Source organism: Pectobacterium araliae (assembly GCF_037076465.1).
In the GTDB taxonomy this organism is placed as follows: Bacteria; Pseudomonadota; Gammaproteobacteria; order Enterobacterales; family Enterobacteriaceae; genus Pectobacterium; species Pectobacterium araliae.
Genome location: NZ_AP028908.1, coordinates 2,239,357 through 2,254,961 on the forward strand (window position 1 = coordinate 2,239,357; position 15,605 = coordinate 2,254,961).

General features: G+C 51.4%; 13 protein-coding genes, 1 pseudogene and 1 other annotated feature. Of the genes and pseudogenes, 5 read left to right on the plus strand and 9 right to left on the minus strand.

The genetic code is table 11. The annotated features are described in order from the left end of the window. Positions 1–164: 164 nt before the first annotated feature. Positions 165–917: a YciC family protein gene (locus AACH44_RS10160; RefSeq protein ID WP_261849810.1), complete on the minus strand. Its 753-nt coding sequence runs from the start codon at positions 915–917 to the stop codon at positions 165–167. Positions 918–1,264: 347 nt separating this feature from the next. On the opposite strand from AACH44_RS10160, the gene ompW reads away from it, so the two are divergent. Further along, positions 1,265–1,897: an outer membrane protein OmpW gene (gene ompW / locus AACH44_RS10165; protein ID WP_261849811.1), complete on the plus strand. Its 633-nt coding sequence runs from the start codon at positions 1,265–1,267 to the stop codon at positions 1,895–1,897. 126 nt (positions 1,898–2,023) lie between these two features. On the opposite strand, the gene AACH44_RS10170 is transcribed toward ompW, so the two are convergent. From AACH44_RS10170 to AACH44_RS10195, 6 genes and pseudogenes are all read right to left on the minus strand, one after another. Further along, complete coding sequence (locus tag AACH44_RS10170) at positions 2,024–2,743, minus strand: oligogalacturonate-specific porin KdgM family protein (protein WP_261849812.1); 720 nt, start codon at positions 2,741–2,743, stop codon at positions 2,024–2,026. A gap of 384 nt (positions 2,744–3,127) precedes the next feature. Then, entirely contained in the window at positions 3,128–3,934 is an 807-nt protein-coding gene (gene trpA / locus AACH44_RS10175; RefSeq protein ID WP_261849813.1) for a tryptophan synthase subunit alpha, read from the minus strand. Continuing rightward, entirely contained in the window at positions 3,934–5,127 is a 1,194-nt protein-coding gene (gene trpB / locus AACH44_RS10180; protein WP_261849825.1) for a tryptophan synthase subunit beta, read from the minus strand. The genes trpA and trpB overlap by 1 nt, the downstream gene beginning before the upstream one ends. Positions 5,128–5,140: 13 nt before the next feature. Then, positions 5,141–6,508, minus strand: coding sequence for a bifunctional indole-3-glycerol-phosphate synthase TrpC/phosphoribosylanthranilate isomerase TrpF (gene trpCF, locus AACH44_RS10185; RefSeq protein ID WP_261849814.1), 1,368 nt, complete (start codon positions 6,506–6,508; stop codon positions 5,141–5,143). A 7-nt stretch (positions 6,509–6,515) separates the two neighbouring features. After that, positions 6,516–8,161: pseudogene (gene trpD / locus AACH44_RS10190) on the minus strand (bifunctional anthranilate synthase glutamate amidotransferase component TrpG/anthranilate phosphoribosyltransferase TrpD). Further along, entirely contained in the window at positions 8,161–9,723 is a 1,563-nt protein-coding gene (locus AACH44_RS10195) for an anthranilate synthase component 1 (protein ID WP_261849815.1), read from the minus strand. Before AACH44_RS10195 ends, trpD begins: the two are co-directional and overlap by 1 nt. A gap of 31 nt (positions 9,724–9,754) precedes the next feature. Then, positions 9,755–9,859: a sequence feature (Trp leader region), on the minus strand. Positions 9,860–10,073: 214 nt separating this feature from the next. Between AACH44_RS10195 and rnm the strand changes: the two genes are divergently transcribed. From rnm to rluB, 3 genes are all read left to right on the plus strand, one after another. Further along, on the plus strand, positions 10,074–10,946 hold the full coding sequence (gene rnm, locus AACH44_RS10200) for an RNase RNM (protein ID WP_338659583.1): 873 nt from the start codon (positions 10,074–10,076) through the stop codon (positions 10,944–10,946). 142 nt (positions 10,947–11,088) lie between these two features. Then, a complete protein-coding gene (locus AACH44_RS10205; RefSeq protein WP_338659584.1) occupies positions 11,089–11,709 on the plus strand; it encodes an L-threonylcarbamoyladenylate synthase in 621 nt (206 codons plus the stop codon). A 165-nt stretch (positions 11,710–11,874) separates the two neighbouring features. Further along, positions 11,875–12,759, plus strand: a complete 885-nt coding sequence (gene rluB / locus AACH44_RS10210; protein WP_261849817.1) for a 23S rRNA pseudouridine(2605) synthase RluB — start codon at positions 11,875–11,877, stop codon at positions 12,757–12,759. Positions 12,760–12,811: 52 nt separating this feature from the next. On the opposite strand, the gene cobO is transcribed toward rluB, so the two are convergent. Then, on the minus strand, positions 12,812–13,402 hold the full coding sequence (gene cobO / locus AACH44_RS10215) for a cob(I)yrinic acid a,c-diamide adenosyltransferase (protein ID WP_261849818.1): 591 nt from the start codon (positions 13,400–13,402) through the stop codon (positions 12,812–12,814). A gap of 12 nt (positions 13,403–13,414) precedes the next feature. After that, entirely contained in the window at positions 13,415–14,176 is a 762-nt protein-coding gene (locus tag AACH44_RS10220) for a YciK family oxidoreductase (protein ID WP_261849819.1), read from the minus strand. A 358-nt stretch (positions 14,177–14,534) separates the two neighbouring features. Here AACH44_RS10220 and sohB point away from each other — a divergent pair, with 358 nt between their 5' ends. Beyond that, the gene (sohB, locus tag AACH44_RS10225; protein WP_338659585.1) at positions 14,535–15,581 is read left to right on the plus strand and encodes a protease SohB; all 1,047 of its coding nucleotides are present in this window, start codon (positions 14,535–14,537) and stop codon (positions 15,579–15,581) included. Positions 15,582–15,605: the final 24 nt, after the last annotated feature.

Sequence of the window (15,605 nt, forward strand, 5' to 3'; positions counted from 1 at the left end):
TAACCCGCAAGAGTTACCCGATAGCGCAAGCCATTATCCTTTATTGTGGATCACCATTCCCGCGATATTGTAATAATTTGCAGAAAATTACGATTGGATCGGTAATGGCCAAGGGACTGCGAAGCCTGTGCCACCCGCGGAGTGGCACAGGCTGGGAACGGTAATTAAGCGCGTAGCAACATATAAAGGCGGAACAGATAAATGAGCAAGATGGCAGAGATTAAGTTGCTCAAGCCGTTCAGAACCACGCCGAGTACTGTGGGTGAGGAAATGGGTAACTTTGACACGACCAGCAAAATAACGATTTTAGCCAGCAGCCACATCACGATGGCGGGCGCAGTAGCACGTAAGTTGCCATAGGCCAGCTTAGTACTTGCTTTAATCGCGTTGAAAATCCCACTTTTTTCCGTTACCACAATCACTGGTGACAGGCTCAGCGCAATAGCCAGCAACACGCCAGGGATGATCAGCAGCATCATACCAAGCTGGATGAGCAACGTGCACAGCAGAATCAGGAAAAGCAGGCGGAATAAAAAAGGTGCGGATGCGCCAATGGCGCGCAGCGCGCTGGTGCGGTGTCCGTCAGAAACCAGTTGGATCAGCATCAGAACCCCGCCCGTCAGCAGCACATTACCTACTAACGCAGCAAAGGTGCCTGCCGCCGACATTTTCAGCAACACGGTTTGTTGTTCCGGCGTCATCTGCTGAATCAAGTCCATTAAGCCAGATTCGACAGAAGAGGACAGATCGCTGCTGGAACCGCTCAGAATCCGTAACTCGTCTACAGAAGGCGATAGCGCATGATTCAGTATGACAGTAATGAATGCCGTCAGCAGTGACATCATTAAGATGCTGATGAACTGGTTACGGGTAAAATTCATTGTGTCACGGTACAACGTGTTAGCCGTGATAGGCATGCAGGCTCCTTGAAAAAGATAAATCGACAGAAAGAACTTAACTCGCGATTGTAACCTGTTAATTCGCGCTGTGGCACCCCGTTAGCGATGCAATGCTGTTTTTCCCTTCGTTGAGGATCAATGTGACAGGGTTGCTCATTGTTATTTTCCTCATCATCAATGACGCAATTTATTTGTCGCACCGTTTTTGATCTGGATCAATTACATGGATTTTAATTGGTTAGTGATAAATGATTCAATTCAATTTGGGCGTAAAACCTTTAAAGGATGTGATCTGGCTTAAAACAATAATACCCACTTAGGGGTATATTTTGCCCGAAATTTAAACCCTATAAATGGAGTGGGTAATGAAAAAAACATCTTTCTTATTGTTGGCAGCGGCGCTCATGCCTGCATTTGCGCAGGCTCATCAAGCGGGGGATTTCATTGTTCGGGCGGGAACGGCTACTGTGCGTCCTGCTGAAAGCTCGGACAACGTGCTGGGGCTGGGGGAGTTTCAGGTTAGCAACAATACTCAACTGGGTCTGACTTTTAGCTACATGGTGACGGACAATATTGGTGTTGAATTGCTCGCCGCAACGCCGTTCAAACACAAAGTTGGCACATCGGGTACGGGGACGATTGCGGAAGTTAAGCATCTGCCACCGTCACTGGTAGCACAATACTATTTTGGTGATGCGCAAGATAAATTACGTCCCTATTTGGGCGTTGGTTTGAACTATACGATGTTCTTTGATGAAAAATTTAATAGCACAGGGACAAATGCTGGGTTGAGCGATCTTAGCCTGAAAAATTCCTGGGGCATTGCCGCGCAGGCAGGGTTGGATTACAACCTGGACAAGAATTGGTTAGTCAATATGTCCGTATGGTGGATGGATATTGATACCGATGTGAAATTTAAAGCCGGTAACGATCAGCAAAATATCCATACTAAACTTGATCCATGGGCCTTTATGTTTGGCGTGGGCTACCGCTTCTGATTGTTAATTTAATTTGATGTAAAAAACGGCGACGTAAATAACGTCGCCGTTTTTAGAGACAGGAAATAACAAACCAATAAAAATAACGCTATTTTATTACAGCAATTATCTAGATGGTGTTAGCCATTAGAAATTGTATTGTACACCAACGCGGTAGCGAGTTTGACGCTCGTCAGTGAATTTGCTACCAGAAACGTTACCGACTTGAACGTAAGGTGTCCAGTTTTTGTCGAATTTGTAAGCCAATTTCACATCGTGGGTCATGTCATGGTTCTCGTTGTCAGCGAGGTAGCCAACAGAACCGGCTTTAGTTTTCTTGTCGTATTCAAATTCGTATTCAATGACAAAATTCGCTGGCAGTTTGTAACCCAGTGTACTGGTGATGGTGTAGCCTTTCATATCGGAAGGGGCTGTAGTGCCGATGCTGTCACTTTTACGCAGGTAAGATGCACGGTAGCGCAGACCGTAGTACAGTGAATCGGTAATGTTAGCGGTACCTTTGACATAAGGACGATAGTTATTGTCTTTTGAAGACGAAACCATATTCAAACCAGTTTCAACCCCAAAGGTTTTGTTGAACTTGTACTGATAGCTCGCGGTCACTTCAGTACCGGTGCTAACCGTCTCGTTATAGGGTTTATTTGGCGTCTTATCGTTGTCAGATTGTCCCCATTTGGCTTCCATTGACAGGCCAAAACCGTTGTCAAAACGGTGGGACATCAGCAGGCGATCTTTATGATCGTTCTTTGCCGTATCTTTCATTTCATGGCGATAGTCAATGGTCACAGCCATAGAGCTTAAACTGATTAAGGAAGTTACCACCATCGTCAATATTTTAGCTTTCATTTTATTATCCCAAGTCAAAGAGAATTATTATTTAAAAACGCGCTGCCACTTTTGTTCAGCGATTTCATTCTATTTATTTTATCTCGCAGTAATGTGAACAAGATCTTTAAAAAGAGAAAATTTTAAATGATCTCAATTCTGTGATTTTCTTCGTGGATTATTCGTGGGATTTATGCGGATTAAAAAATAATGGGGAATTAATTTATTTATTTGATGAGGAATTAAATAATTATTTCAGTTTGAAAAAATTTCTTACAATTATTGAAATTTGGAAATTAAATAATTCTTGAATGTACTTTCCGTTAATTAAATAAGAAATAATTTGAAATACTATTCGCGCGCGACATGACTTGCGCTAAATACATATCGCGCGCCTGAAAAGCGTTATGAATGCGTAGCCGCTTTCATTTCACTCACAAAAGTGTGTAATTCTGACAGCAGTAGACTGGGCTGGTTCAGATTTTTTTCGATAATCCGCACGATCGCAGAACCAGAAATGGCGCCCGCCGCGCCTGACGCTAATGTTTCCCACACTTGAGCTGGATCGGAGATGCCAAATCCTTGCAGTGGTGGGGCGGCATGGTACTCATTCAGTTTGGCAATCAGATGATTCAGCGGTAGTTGGGCGCGCTTTTCTGCTCCGGTCACGCCTGCGCGTGAAACCAGATAGGTATAGCCACGGCTATAAGAGGCGATCTCGCGCAACAGTTCATCATCAGCATTAGGTGGGCAAATGAAGATAGGGGCAATACCGTGTCGTAGCGCTGCCGTACGGAAAGGGGCTGATTCCACCACTGGGACATCCGCCACTAAAACCGAGTCGACGCCAACTTCGGCACAACGCTGATAAAATGCATCGATACCGTTGCTGAAAACCAGATTGGCATACATCAGCAGGCCAATCGGAATTTCCGGGTATTTCTGACGTATGGTCGCCAGCATCTCGAAACATTGCTCTGGCGTGACGCCCGCGGCAAAAGCGCGCAGATTGGCTGCCTGAATGGTTGGGCCATCAGCCAGCGGGTCAGAAAAGGGCACGCCCAGTTCCAACGCGTCGGCACCCGCGGCAATCAGCGTATCGATAATTTTTAGTGACTGCTCAGGGGATGGATCGCCCAGCGTGACAAACGGGACGAACGCGCCTTCTTTTTTCTCTGACAGGCGTGCAAATAGCTGTTGGTAGCGCTCCATTAGATTTCTCCCCGATCTTTCAAAATATCGTGCACGGTAAAGATGTCTTTATCACCACGGCCGGACAAATTGACCACCAGCAGTTGCTCTTTTTCAGGTTCCGCTTTGATCATCTTCAAGGCGTGTGCCAGCGCGTGGGATGACTCCAGTGCGGGAATAATCCCTTCACCACGGCAGAGCGCTTTGAAAGCCTCTAATGCCTCATCATCGGTAATCGAGACATAGTCGGCACGGCCGATGCTGTTCAGGTAGGCGTGCTGTGGGCCTACGGATGGAAAATCCAGTCCGGCAGAAATAGAGTAGGACTCTTCAATTTGCCCGTCAGACGTTTGCATCATCGGAGACTTCATGCCGAAATAGATACCAACGCGGCCATGTTTTAACGGTGCACCGTGCTGCCCAGATTCAATGCCTAAACCGCCAGGTTCAATGCCGATCAGTCGCACGCTGGTATCGTCGATAAAATCAGCGAACATCCCAATCGCGTTAGAGCCACCACCGACGCAGGCTAGTACCGCATCTGGCAAGCGACCTTCTTTTTCCAGAATCTGCGCTTTGGTCTCTTCGCCAATCATGCGTTGAAACTCGCGCACGATAGTTGGGTAAGGGTGCGGGCCTGCTGCTGTTCCCAACAGGTAGTGTGCCGTTTCATAGCTACCGGACCAGTCACGCAGCGCTTCGTTACAGGCATCTTTCAGCGTGGAAGAACCGCTATGAACCGGAATCACGTCGGCACCCATCAGGCGCATGCGGAAGACGTTCGGCGACTGGCGCTCGACGTCTTTTGCCCCCATATAAACGCGGCATTTCAGGCCCAGCAGGGCGCAAGCCAGCGCCGTTGCGACGCCGTGTTGGCCCGCGCCGGTTTCAGCGATGATTTCGCTTTTGCCCATGCGCTTAGCCAACAATGCTTGTCCAAGTACCTGATTCGTTTTATGCGCGCCGCCATGCAGCAGATCTTCACGCTTCAGATACAACTTCGTTTTCGTCCCAGCGGTCAGGTTTTTACACAAGGTTAACGCGGTTGGGCGACCTGCATAGTTTTTCAGCAGATCGGTAAATTCGGCCTGAAATTCAGGATCTTTCTGCGCACTGACGAAAGCCTCTTCCAACTGGCGTAACGCTGGGATGAGGATTTGCGGAACAAATTGTCCGCCGAATTCACCGAAGTAAGGGTTGAGTAATGTCATAATTTTCCCGTCTGTTTTAGTGCTGCGGTTGACGTAACGTCGCAAAAACCGTAGCAATTTTATGTGAGTCTTTTTTTCCCGGTTCGCTTTCTACCCCGGAATTGAAATCCAGTCCTGCGCAACCTTGCTGTGCCGCCAGTGCGCAGTTATCGCTATTCAGGCCACCGGCCAACAGCACGTTATCCAATGACTGATTCGCCAGCAGCGACCAATTAAAGGTTTTACCGCTACCGCCCTGAGCGTTATCAAACACATAGCGATCGACGTGGCTGAAATTGCGCTCTGGCAGCACGTCTGAGATGCTCAGCGCTTTCCAAATCTGGCAAGCCGCAGGCAATTGCTGTCGTAGCTGGTTGATTGTCTGTTGATCTTCATCGCCGTGCAGTTGGACGGCCGATAACCCCAACTGCGTCGTGATAGCAACGATGTGTTCAACGGGCGCATTGCGGAAAACACCGACATAGCGCAGTGGAGCTCCGGCCATAACGTCAGTGGCTTGTTTGGCGTCAACATAGCGTGGGGAACTGGCGACGAAGATTAACCCGCCGTAGAGCGCACCCGCTTGATAGGCAGCCAGTGCATCTGCGGCACGTGTTAGGCCGCAGACCTTGTTTTCTCCCAAAATAACGCGGCGTACTGCACCGGTCAGGTCTGGCTCGGACATCAGCGAGCTGCCGATCAAGAATCCCTGAGCAAAGGTGCTGAGTTCACGAATCTGCGCATGGCGGTTGATACCGGATTCACTGATCACGGTGACGCCAGCAGGCAGACGCGGAGCGAACGATCGGGTACGGTTGAGATCAATAGAGAGATCACGGAGGTCGCGGTTGTTGATCCCGACGACGCGCGCGTCGAGCTGAATGGCACGCTGTAGCTCTTCTTCATTACTGACTTCCGTCAGCACGCCTAGCTTCAGACTGTGCGCCACCTCAGCCAGTTGCTGATACTGCTCGTCGTCCAACACGGACAGCATCAGCAGAATGGCATCGGCCTGATAGTAGCGCGCCAGATAAATCTGGTAGGGCGAAATAATGAAGTCTTTGCACAACACGGGCTGGTGTACCGCCGCACTAACCTGCGGCAGAAAGGCAAAGTCGCCCTGAAAATATTTCTCGTCGGTTAAAACGGAAATGGCGGACGCATAATCTTTATAGACCTGGGCAATCGCCACCGGGTCAAAATCGTCGCGAATTAATCCTTTTGACGGCGACGCCTTTTTGCATTCCAGAATAAAAGCGGGTTTATCCTGTTTCAGCGCCTGATAAAAGTCGCGCTGGCTGGGGACTATCTCATGTTGAAAAGAGGCCAGCGGTTGTGCTTTCTCACGTTCTGCAACCCAGAGTGCTTTATCACGCACAATTTTATGTAATACGGTTTCCTGCATGGTTCTATTATCCTCTGGTGGACAGGGCGACAACGCGCTGATAAGCCTGTACACTATGAATGACGTCAAGTGCCTGTTGCGCATTCTGGCGCAGATCTTCGTGTCCGAACAGTCTCAGAAGCAACGCAACGTTGGCGGCAACCGCAGCGGCGTGGGCGCGTTCACCTTTACCTTGTAGCAGCGACGCGAGAATGTCACGATTTTCTTCCGGCGTTCCGCCTTGTAATGCCGACAGCGGATACGATTCCAGACCGAAGTCGCGATGTGTCAGTTCGTAGGTTTCGATCTCGCCGTTATTGAGCTCGGCAACCTGTGTCGGCGCATGAATCGCGACTTCATCCATTCCGCCGCCGTGTACAACAGCGGCACGTTGGTAGCCCAGTACCTTCAGCGTTTCAGCGATAGGGCGAACCAATTCTGGGCTATACACGCCAATCAGCGCCAGTGGCGGGCGAGCCGGGTTAACCAGCGGCCCCAGCACGTTGAAAACGGTGCGGGTTTTTAGCTGCTGGCGTACTGGCATAGCATGGCGGAAACCCAGGTGATATTGCGGGGCAAACAGGAAACACACGCCCAAATCGTCCAGCGCCTGGCGTGAATCCTGTGCGCTCATATCCAGCTTAATGTCGAAAGCGGAGAGCAAATCGGATGAACCAGAACGGCTGGAAACGCTGCGGTTACCGTGCTTGGCGATTTTCAGACCACAGCTGGCGGCAACAAATGCACTGGCGGTTGAGATGTTGATGCTGTTTGTGCCGTCACCGCCGGTGCCGACGATATCGGCAAATAAATAGTCGGGGCGAGGAAATGGCTGAGCATCGGCCAGCAATGCCGTAGCGGCACCAGCAATTTCATCGGGATGTTCACCGCGCACTTTCATGCTAATCAACGCGGCTGCCAGTTGGCTAGCTTCCAGTTCACCGCGGATAATGGCGCTAAACAACGCCTGACTTTCCTGACGGCTGATGCTTTCCGCACGGTATAATTTTTCCAGTATGTTTTGCATGATAAATACATCCTGAGCAGTAGACGGTTCCAAAGTCGCAGAAGACAGTTGCATAATCGTATCCCTCGTTAGGCTAGCGCCCAGTCAAGCGTTTGTTCTAACAGTCGAGCGCCGTGTGTGGTCAGGATCGACTCTGGGTGGAATTGGAAACCGCAAACGCGATCCACATCATTACGTACGGCCATCACCATCGCATTGAAGTGCGCATTGACGGTCAACGTAGCGGGAATGTTGCTGCCGACCAGCGAGTGGTAGCGGGCAACGGGCAGCGGGTGCGGTAAGCCGCTAAACATGCCGCTGGCATCGTGGTCAATGGCAGACGCTTTGCCATGCAGGATTTCACCCGCTTGGCCGACATGGCCGCCGTAGGCTTCCACGATGGCCTGATGGCCGAGGCAAATACCGATAATCGGCAGTTGACCACGCAGACGTTGTAGCAGTTCTGGCATACAACCCGCTTCGGCTGGGGTGCCGGGGCCGGGAGAGAGCATCAGAATCGGCTTTTCCATCTGCTGTAACCGCGCAATGATAACGTCGGCAGGCAGGTGGTTACGGTAAATCACGACCTGATGGCCGCTGGCACGCAGTTGATCCACCAGGTTGTAGGTGAATGAATCGATATTATCGAGCAGCAGGATGTCGGCCATTAGAAGATCTCCTTTGCATGGTGCGCGCTGGCAATGGCTCGCAGCACGGCGCGGGCTTTATTGCGTGTTTCATCGGCTTCGGCCTGAGGATTGGAATCTAGCACCACGCCTGCTCCCGCCTGAACGGTGGCAATGCCGTCTTCGACATAGGCGGAACGAATGACGATGCAGGTATCCAGATCGCCATGAGCGGTGAAGTAGCCCACCGCACCGCCGTAGCTGCCGCGTCGGGTTTTCTCACTTTCTGCAATTAACTGCATTGCCCTGACTTTCGGTGCGCCGCTCAGCGTGCCCATATTCATGCAGGCGCGGTAGGCGTGCAGGACATCGAGATCTTCACGTAATGTTCCCACCACGCGGGAAACCAGATGCATCACAAAGGAATAACGATCAACCTTGGTTAAGTCAGCAACATAACGGCTACCCGACTGACAGATGCGCGCCAGATCGTTACGAGCTAAATCTACCAGCATCAGGTGTTCTGCCAGTTCTTTATGGTCGGTACGCATTTCCAGTTCAATGCGACTATCGAGATCGCGATCCAGTGAACCATCAGCACGGCGACCGCGCGGACGTGTGCCTGCGATGGGATAGATTTCAATTTGGCGGCTGTCGGCATCGTACTTCAGCGAACTTTCCGGTGAGGCACCGAACAGCGTGAAATCCTGATCCTGCATATAAAACATGTAAGGGCTGGGATTGTTATCTTTCAGCGTTTGGTAAGCGGCCAGCGGTGAAGGGCAGGGTAAAGAGAAACGGCGTGATGGCACGACCTGAAAAATTTCACCGATGCGGATGGCTTCCTGCATCTGGCTGACAACGTCACCAAAGGCTTCATCGCTCTGGTTGCAGCTCAGCGTCATGTTTTCGATAGACTGGCACGGCAGCGCGGGAGCGGGTTGAGTAAGCTGACGTTGCAGTTGTTGCAAACGTTGTTGCAGACGCTGCTTTTCGCTGTGGCTTGGCGTAAACAGGCTAGCTTGCAGGGCGGTGACACGTTTTTGGTGGTCAAGTACCAGCAAGGTTTCTGCCAGATAAAAGCAAAAATCTGGGCAACGTTGCTGCTGGCTCAGTGCGGGCAATGCTTCAAACCCAGCGACGAGATCGTAGGCGAACAGGCCGCCAAGGAACATGGCTTCACGCTCGTCTGCCGGGCAGGCAACCAGCGTCAGAATCTGGCGTAGGGCATCAAACACGGACAGCGAACGCAGGCGGGAATCTTCATCCTGCATGGCATCAGCCAGTGGAAAGGTGAGTTCACGACCATCCGGACGCGGCTGATTGATAATTTCCGCAGGCAGTGCGGCATCCAGGAGCGGTAACAGACTGACACCGTTTGCGGTTAATGCCTGAATGGAAACCTGCTGGCCGAGAGCGGTGATGCGCAGTGCGCTATCAATGATTAGCAGGCTTTTCAGATTTTCCTTGCTGTCGATTTCAGCCGACTCTAACAGCAATGTGGCAGGTCTGGCACCGCAGAGTTGATGAAAGATGGCGCTAGGGTCGTTACGGTAAACGGCCTCAGTACGCAGCAGTTCCAGTTTCGGTTGTGTTGTTTGCATTCTTGCTACCCGTTTAATGTTGTGCCCATCAAATAAAAAACCCGCTTAGCTAAGCGGGTCTGGGAATATCTGCATGTGTGATAACAGCGATGCGTGATTAGTCCACCCGCGATAGGGAAGCTCGCCACCAACCATGTTTCATCATTTTCTGCGTTGCCATTATCATCATCTCACTGTTCGTGTTCGGATTACTGCGCTGAACTTGCGTACTAGTTAACTGGTTCGAGGGTGAAATGTCAACACCTTCAATAGGATTATTTTATTACTCAGGGTCGCGGCAGGCATTACCCTTTTCTTTCTATTAATGGCATCATGCGGCCTTCGTATGATTCTTGTTAATAGGTTGGCTTGTGCCAGAAGATTCTCAACCGATGTCGTCATTCCCTCTTTATGATTTGCATAGCCATACTACTGCGTCTGATGGCTTGTTAACGCCGACGGCACTGGTCAATCGAGCGGTAGACATGCGGGTGAGCGTGCTGGCTATTACCGATCACGACACGACCGCCGGGCTCGAAGAAGCGCGGAATACGATTGCACAACAGGGATTGCCGCTAAGGCTAATCCCCGGCGTGGAGATCTCCACGCTGTGGGAAAATCACGAGATCCATATTGTCGGATTGGGGATGGATATTACCCATCCTGCATTAAGTGGATTGCTGCAACAGCAGGCGGATAACCGGCAGAGTCGGGCGGAACAGATTGCCGTGCGGCTGGAGAAATCCCGTATTCCCGATGCACTGGCTGGTGCACAGCGTCTGGCGACCGGCGGGCAGATTACACGGGCGCATTTTGCGCGTTATCTGATCGAGTTGGGTATCGCGGCGAATATGAATCAAGTGTTTAAAAAATATCTGGCGAAAGGCAAAACCGGCTATGTGCCGCCGCAGTGGTGCACCATTCCACAGGCGATCGAAGCAATTCATCTGTCCGGCGGTGTGTCGGTGTTGGCGCATCCTGGGCGTTACGATCTGACAGCCAAATGGCTAAAGCGTCTGTTAGCCATGTTTGCAGAAAGCGGCGGGATCGCAATGGAAGTCGCGCAATGCCAACAGGCGCCGGATGAACGGACACAGCTTGCTCGTTATGCGCGAGATTTCAACCTGATGGCATCGCAAGGATCGGATTTCCACCTGCCTTGCGCCTGGATTGAGCTGGGGCGTAAGCTATGGCTGCCTGCCGATGTCGAGCCGGTTTGGCATCATCCATTATTGGCCAATTAGCGGGACATTGCCTCGTAATGGCCTCGCTATCTCATGAAATAACAATCTTTTACCTCCGACACGTTCTATAATAACCCTATTGCATTATGACGCGGTGTGGGATGAGCAACGCCGCGCAATGCCAGACGCACGAGGTAGGGTCATGAGTCAGTTTTTCTATATTCATCCACAGAATCCGCAGCCACGATTAATCAACCAATCGGTGGAGTTTTTGCACAAAGGCGGGGTAATTGTTTATCCAACGGATTCCGGCTATGCGTTGGGCTGTATGCTGGGCGAAAAGAACGCGTTGGAACGTATCTGCCGGATTCGCGATCTGGGTAGCGATCATAACTTCACGCTGATGTGTCGCGATTTGTCCGAACTCTCGACATATGCGCATGTTGATAACTCGGCTTTTCGGTTGATTAAAAATAATACGCCGGGTAATTACACGTTTATTCTGAAAGCGACAAAAGAGGTGCCCCGTCGCTTAATGAATGAAAAACGCAAAACCATTGGCCTGCGCGTGCCGTCTAATCCGATTGCTCTGGATTTACTGGCCGCGTTGAATGAACCGTTGATGTCGACAACGCTGATGTTGCCGGGAAATGATTTCGCCGAATCCGATCCAGAAGAAATTCAGGATGAATTAGGAAAATTGGTGGATTTGATTATCCACGGCGGTTCCCTGGGTCAACAGCCGACGACGGTTATCGACTTGACCGAATCCGTGCCGCGCGTCGTCCGTGAAGGTACCGGTGATGTTACGCCGTTCTTATAACTAAGCGCTGCGACAAGCGGTAACAATGAGAATACAAATGGCGCGAAGATCGGTATAATCGCGCCAGCGTGGAATATTAGGTCTGATTTTTACGTAACTTGCTGAATTTTATCAGCTGTTATGACTCCCCCCGACGCCTGGGAAGGCGACACTAGAGGTTGCTCAATGAGCGAGAAGTTACAAAAAGTTCTGGCGCGCGCCGGACATGGCTCACGCCGCGAAATTGAAGGTATCATTCAGGCTGGACGCGTCAGCGTTGACGGTAAGGTTGCTACACTAGGCGATCGCGTTGAAGTGACGAAAGCCACCAAAATCCGCATTGATGGTCATGTGGTTACCGTTAAGGAAACCGAAGAAACCGTGTGTCGCGTACTGGTGTATTACAAACCAGAAGGCGAACTGTGCACCCGCAACGATCCTGATGGGCGTCCAACGGTGTTTGACCGTTTGCCGAAAATTCAGGGCTCCCGTTGGGTTGCCGTAGGGCGTTTGGATGTGAACACCTCCGGTCTGCTGCTGTTCACGACCGACGGGGAACTGGCCAATCGCCTGATGCACCCCAGCCGTGAGGTTGAGCGCGAATATGCCGTGCGGGTCTTCGGTGTTGTTGACGACGAAAAGATCAAACAACTGAGTAAAGGCGTACAGCTGGAAGACGGTCCTGCATCATTCCGCACTATCCGCTATCAGGGCGGTGAAGGTCTGAATCAGTGGTATAACGTGACGCTGACCGAAGGACGTAACCGTGAAGTTCGCCGTCTGTGGGAAGCGGTTGGCGTGCAGGTTAGTCGCTTGATTCGCGTGCGTTATGGCGATATTACCTTGCCAAAAGGCATCCCTCGTGGCGGCTGGGCAGAAATGCCGCTTGAACAGCTGAACTATCTGCGTGAGTTAGTGCAACTCCCGGTAGAAACCGTATCGAAACTGCCGGTTGAGCGTGAGCGCCGTCGGGTGAAAGCGAACCAGATCCGCCGTGCAGTAAAACGTCACAGCCAGATCAACAGTGCTCCGGCACGTCGCACATCGCCAAAGCCGAAACGCAACGGCTAATCTTTTTCTCCATACGCGTCACGGGCAGCCTTCGCTGCCCGTTTTCGTTTCACTACCAGTCAATCCCTTGCTGTGCCTGAATCCCGCTATCAAACGCATGCTTTACCGGGCGCATCTCCGTCACGGTATCGGCCAGTTCCAGCAAATCACGGTGGCAGCCTCGCCCAGTAATAATAACGGTCTGTCCAGCAGGGCGCTGCCTTAATGCCGTGACAATGTCACCTAAATCCAAATAATCATAGCTAACCATATACGTCAGCTCATCCAATACCACGAGATCAAATTGTGGATCGGCCAGCATGCGTTTACCCGCCTGCCAGACCTTCTGTGCTGCTTCAGTATCCGTCTGGCGATTCTGCGTCTCCCAGGTGAAACCGGTCGCCATGACCTGAAATTCCACGCCATGCTGTTGCAATAGGTTTTTTTCGCCGTTTGGCCATTCACCTTTAATAAACTGAATCACGCCCGCCCGCAATCCGTGGCCAATCGCCCGTGTGACGGTGCCAAACGCTGCTGTCGTTTTCCCTTTCCCATTGCCGGTGAAAACAATCAAGATACCGCGCGTTTCATTCGCGGCGGCAATGCGGGCATCGACCTTTTCTTTCAGTCGCTGCTGGCGTTGTTGGTGGCGTTCATCGTTCATGTTCTTCTCTTGTTATTCGGCTGGACCGGCTTTTCTGCCCGGTTGTGCGTCAAAACTCATTCCCGTCTTGCGGCGACTGTCATCACCCATCAGGTAGAGATACAGTGGCATAATGTCTGTCGGTGTCTTCAGCTTCATCGGATCTTCGTTGGGGAAGGCTGATGCACGCATTCCTGTACGCGTTCCGCCGGGATTAATACAGTTCACCCGCAGATTGTGTGAACGATACTCATCGGCCAGCACCTGCATCAGACCTTCTGTTGCGAACTTGGAGACGGAATAGGCTCCCCAATTGGCGCGACCTTCGCGGCCGACGCTGGAACTGGTGAAAACCAGAGAGGCGCAAGGGGATTGTAGTAACAGCGGCAGCAGCGCCTGCGTCAGCATAAAGGTTGCGTTGACGTTGACCTGCATAACCTGATGCCAGATCTCAGGTGTTTGTTGTACGACAGGGACGATTTCCCCAAGCAATCCGGCGCTATGGAGGACGCCATCCAGGTGCGGTACAACCTGTGCCAGCTCATCCACCAACTGAAAGCACTGTGCAGAGGATAAGGCCAACATATCGCAGACAACGACGTGTGCCGTCGTACCGTGTTCCTGTTCGATCTGCTGCTTAACCGCCTGTAGCTTACTTTCCGTGCGCCCCAACAAGATGACGTGAGCACCATAGCGGGCGTAGGTCAGCGCGGCTTCCCGGCCAATGCCGTCGCCCGCACCCGTGACCAGAATGACGCGGTTTTGCAGTAAATCAGTTTTAGGCTGGTAATGCACAATGAATTCCTCTTGCCGTGGCGTAGAGCCGTCCACGCTTCAGATAATAGACCTGCCATCGCCTATCGGCGCTACGAAATGGGCTGGGTCGCGCCGCTCGGAACGTCAGATGAAGGCGTATCCGGGCAGGGTGAATGGGGGTGTTATGCCTCAAATGTTGCACGTTTTCAATGAGACTGCCTCTATTTGTCCCTGTACTGTTGTAAAAATCGGCAATAGATAGAGAAACCGCAGGAATAACATCGCCATATTGTGTGTCATCAGTTAGGTTATAGGAAGGGAATGGCGCGTGGCGTCAGCGCTATCGCTGGCTGGTAAGCCAATATTAATTAATACTCAGTCAATGAGGACGGTGTTTGTGGAATTACTTTCTCTGTACGGTTTATTCCTGGCGAAGGTGCTCACCATTGTGGTGGCGATGGGGGCGTTAGTCGTTTTGGCATTCGGAATGACACAGCGTAAGCGCCCGCATAAAGGTGAGTTACAGGTCATGAATCTGGGCGAGCAATATAAGGAAATGCAGCGTGAAATGCAGACCGCCTGTATGAGCGACACTGAACGCAAGTTGTTATCTAAACAAGAAAAAAAGAAAGAAAAAGAAACTGCGAAGCAAGATAAACAGCGTGCTAAGCGTGGCGAAGAGAAAAATGTAAAACCGTGCCTGTACGTTCTCGATTTCAACGGCAGTATGGATGCAGGCGAAGTCAGTTCTCTGCGTGAAGAGATCTCTGCCGTGCTCGCGGTGGCGAAGCCGAAAGATGAAGTGTTGCTGCGTCTGGAAAGCCCTGGCGGTGTGGTACACGGCTATGGGCTGGCCGCGTCGCAGTTACAGCGCCTGCGCCAAGGTGGCGTACGCTTGACGGTCTCCGTAGATAAAGTCGCAGCCAGCGGCGGATATATGATGGCCTGTGTGGCCGATCGTATTGTCGCGGCTCCGTTTGCTATTGTGGGGTCTATTGGCGTCGTCGCGCAAATCCCCAATTTCCACCGTTTGCTGAAAAATAAAGATATTGATGTTGAGTTACACACCGCGGGTGAATTCAAGCGCACGCTGACGCTGTTTGGTGAGAATACTGAGCAAGGCCGTGAGAAATTCCGCGAAGATCTGAATGTGACGCACACGCTGTTTAAAGACTTTGTACAGCAAATGCGTCCATCGTTGGATATTGATTCGGTTGCGACGGGCGAGCACTGGTTTGGCACTCAGGCGAAAGCGTTGGGATTGATAGATGCTATCGGCACCAGTGACGATTTGCTCATTGCCGAAATGGCGAACCATGAAGTATTAAGCGTGCGCTATACGCGCCGTAAACGTCTGTTGGATCGCCTGACGGGCAGCGCCGGTGATACCGCAGAACGCCTGATGCTACGCTGGTGGCAGCGTGGTTCGAAGCCTCTGCTGTAATTATTTTTATATGTTCAACTGCCC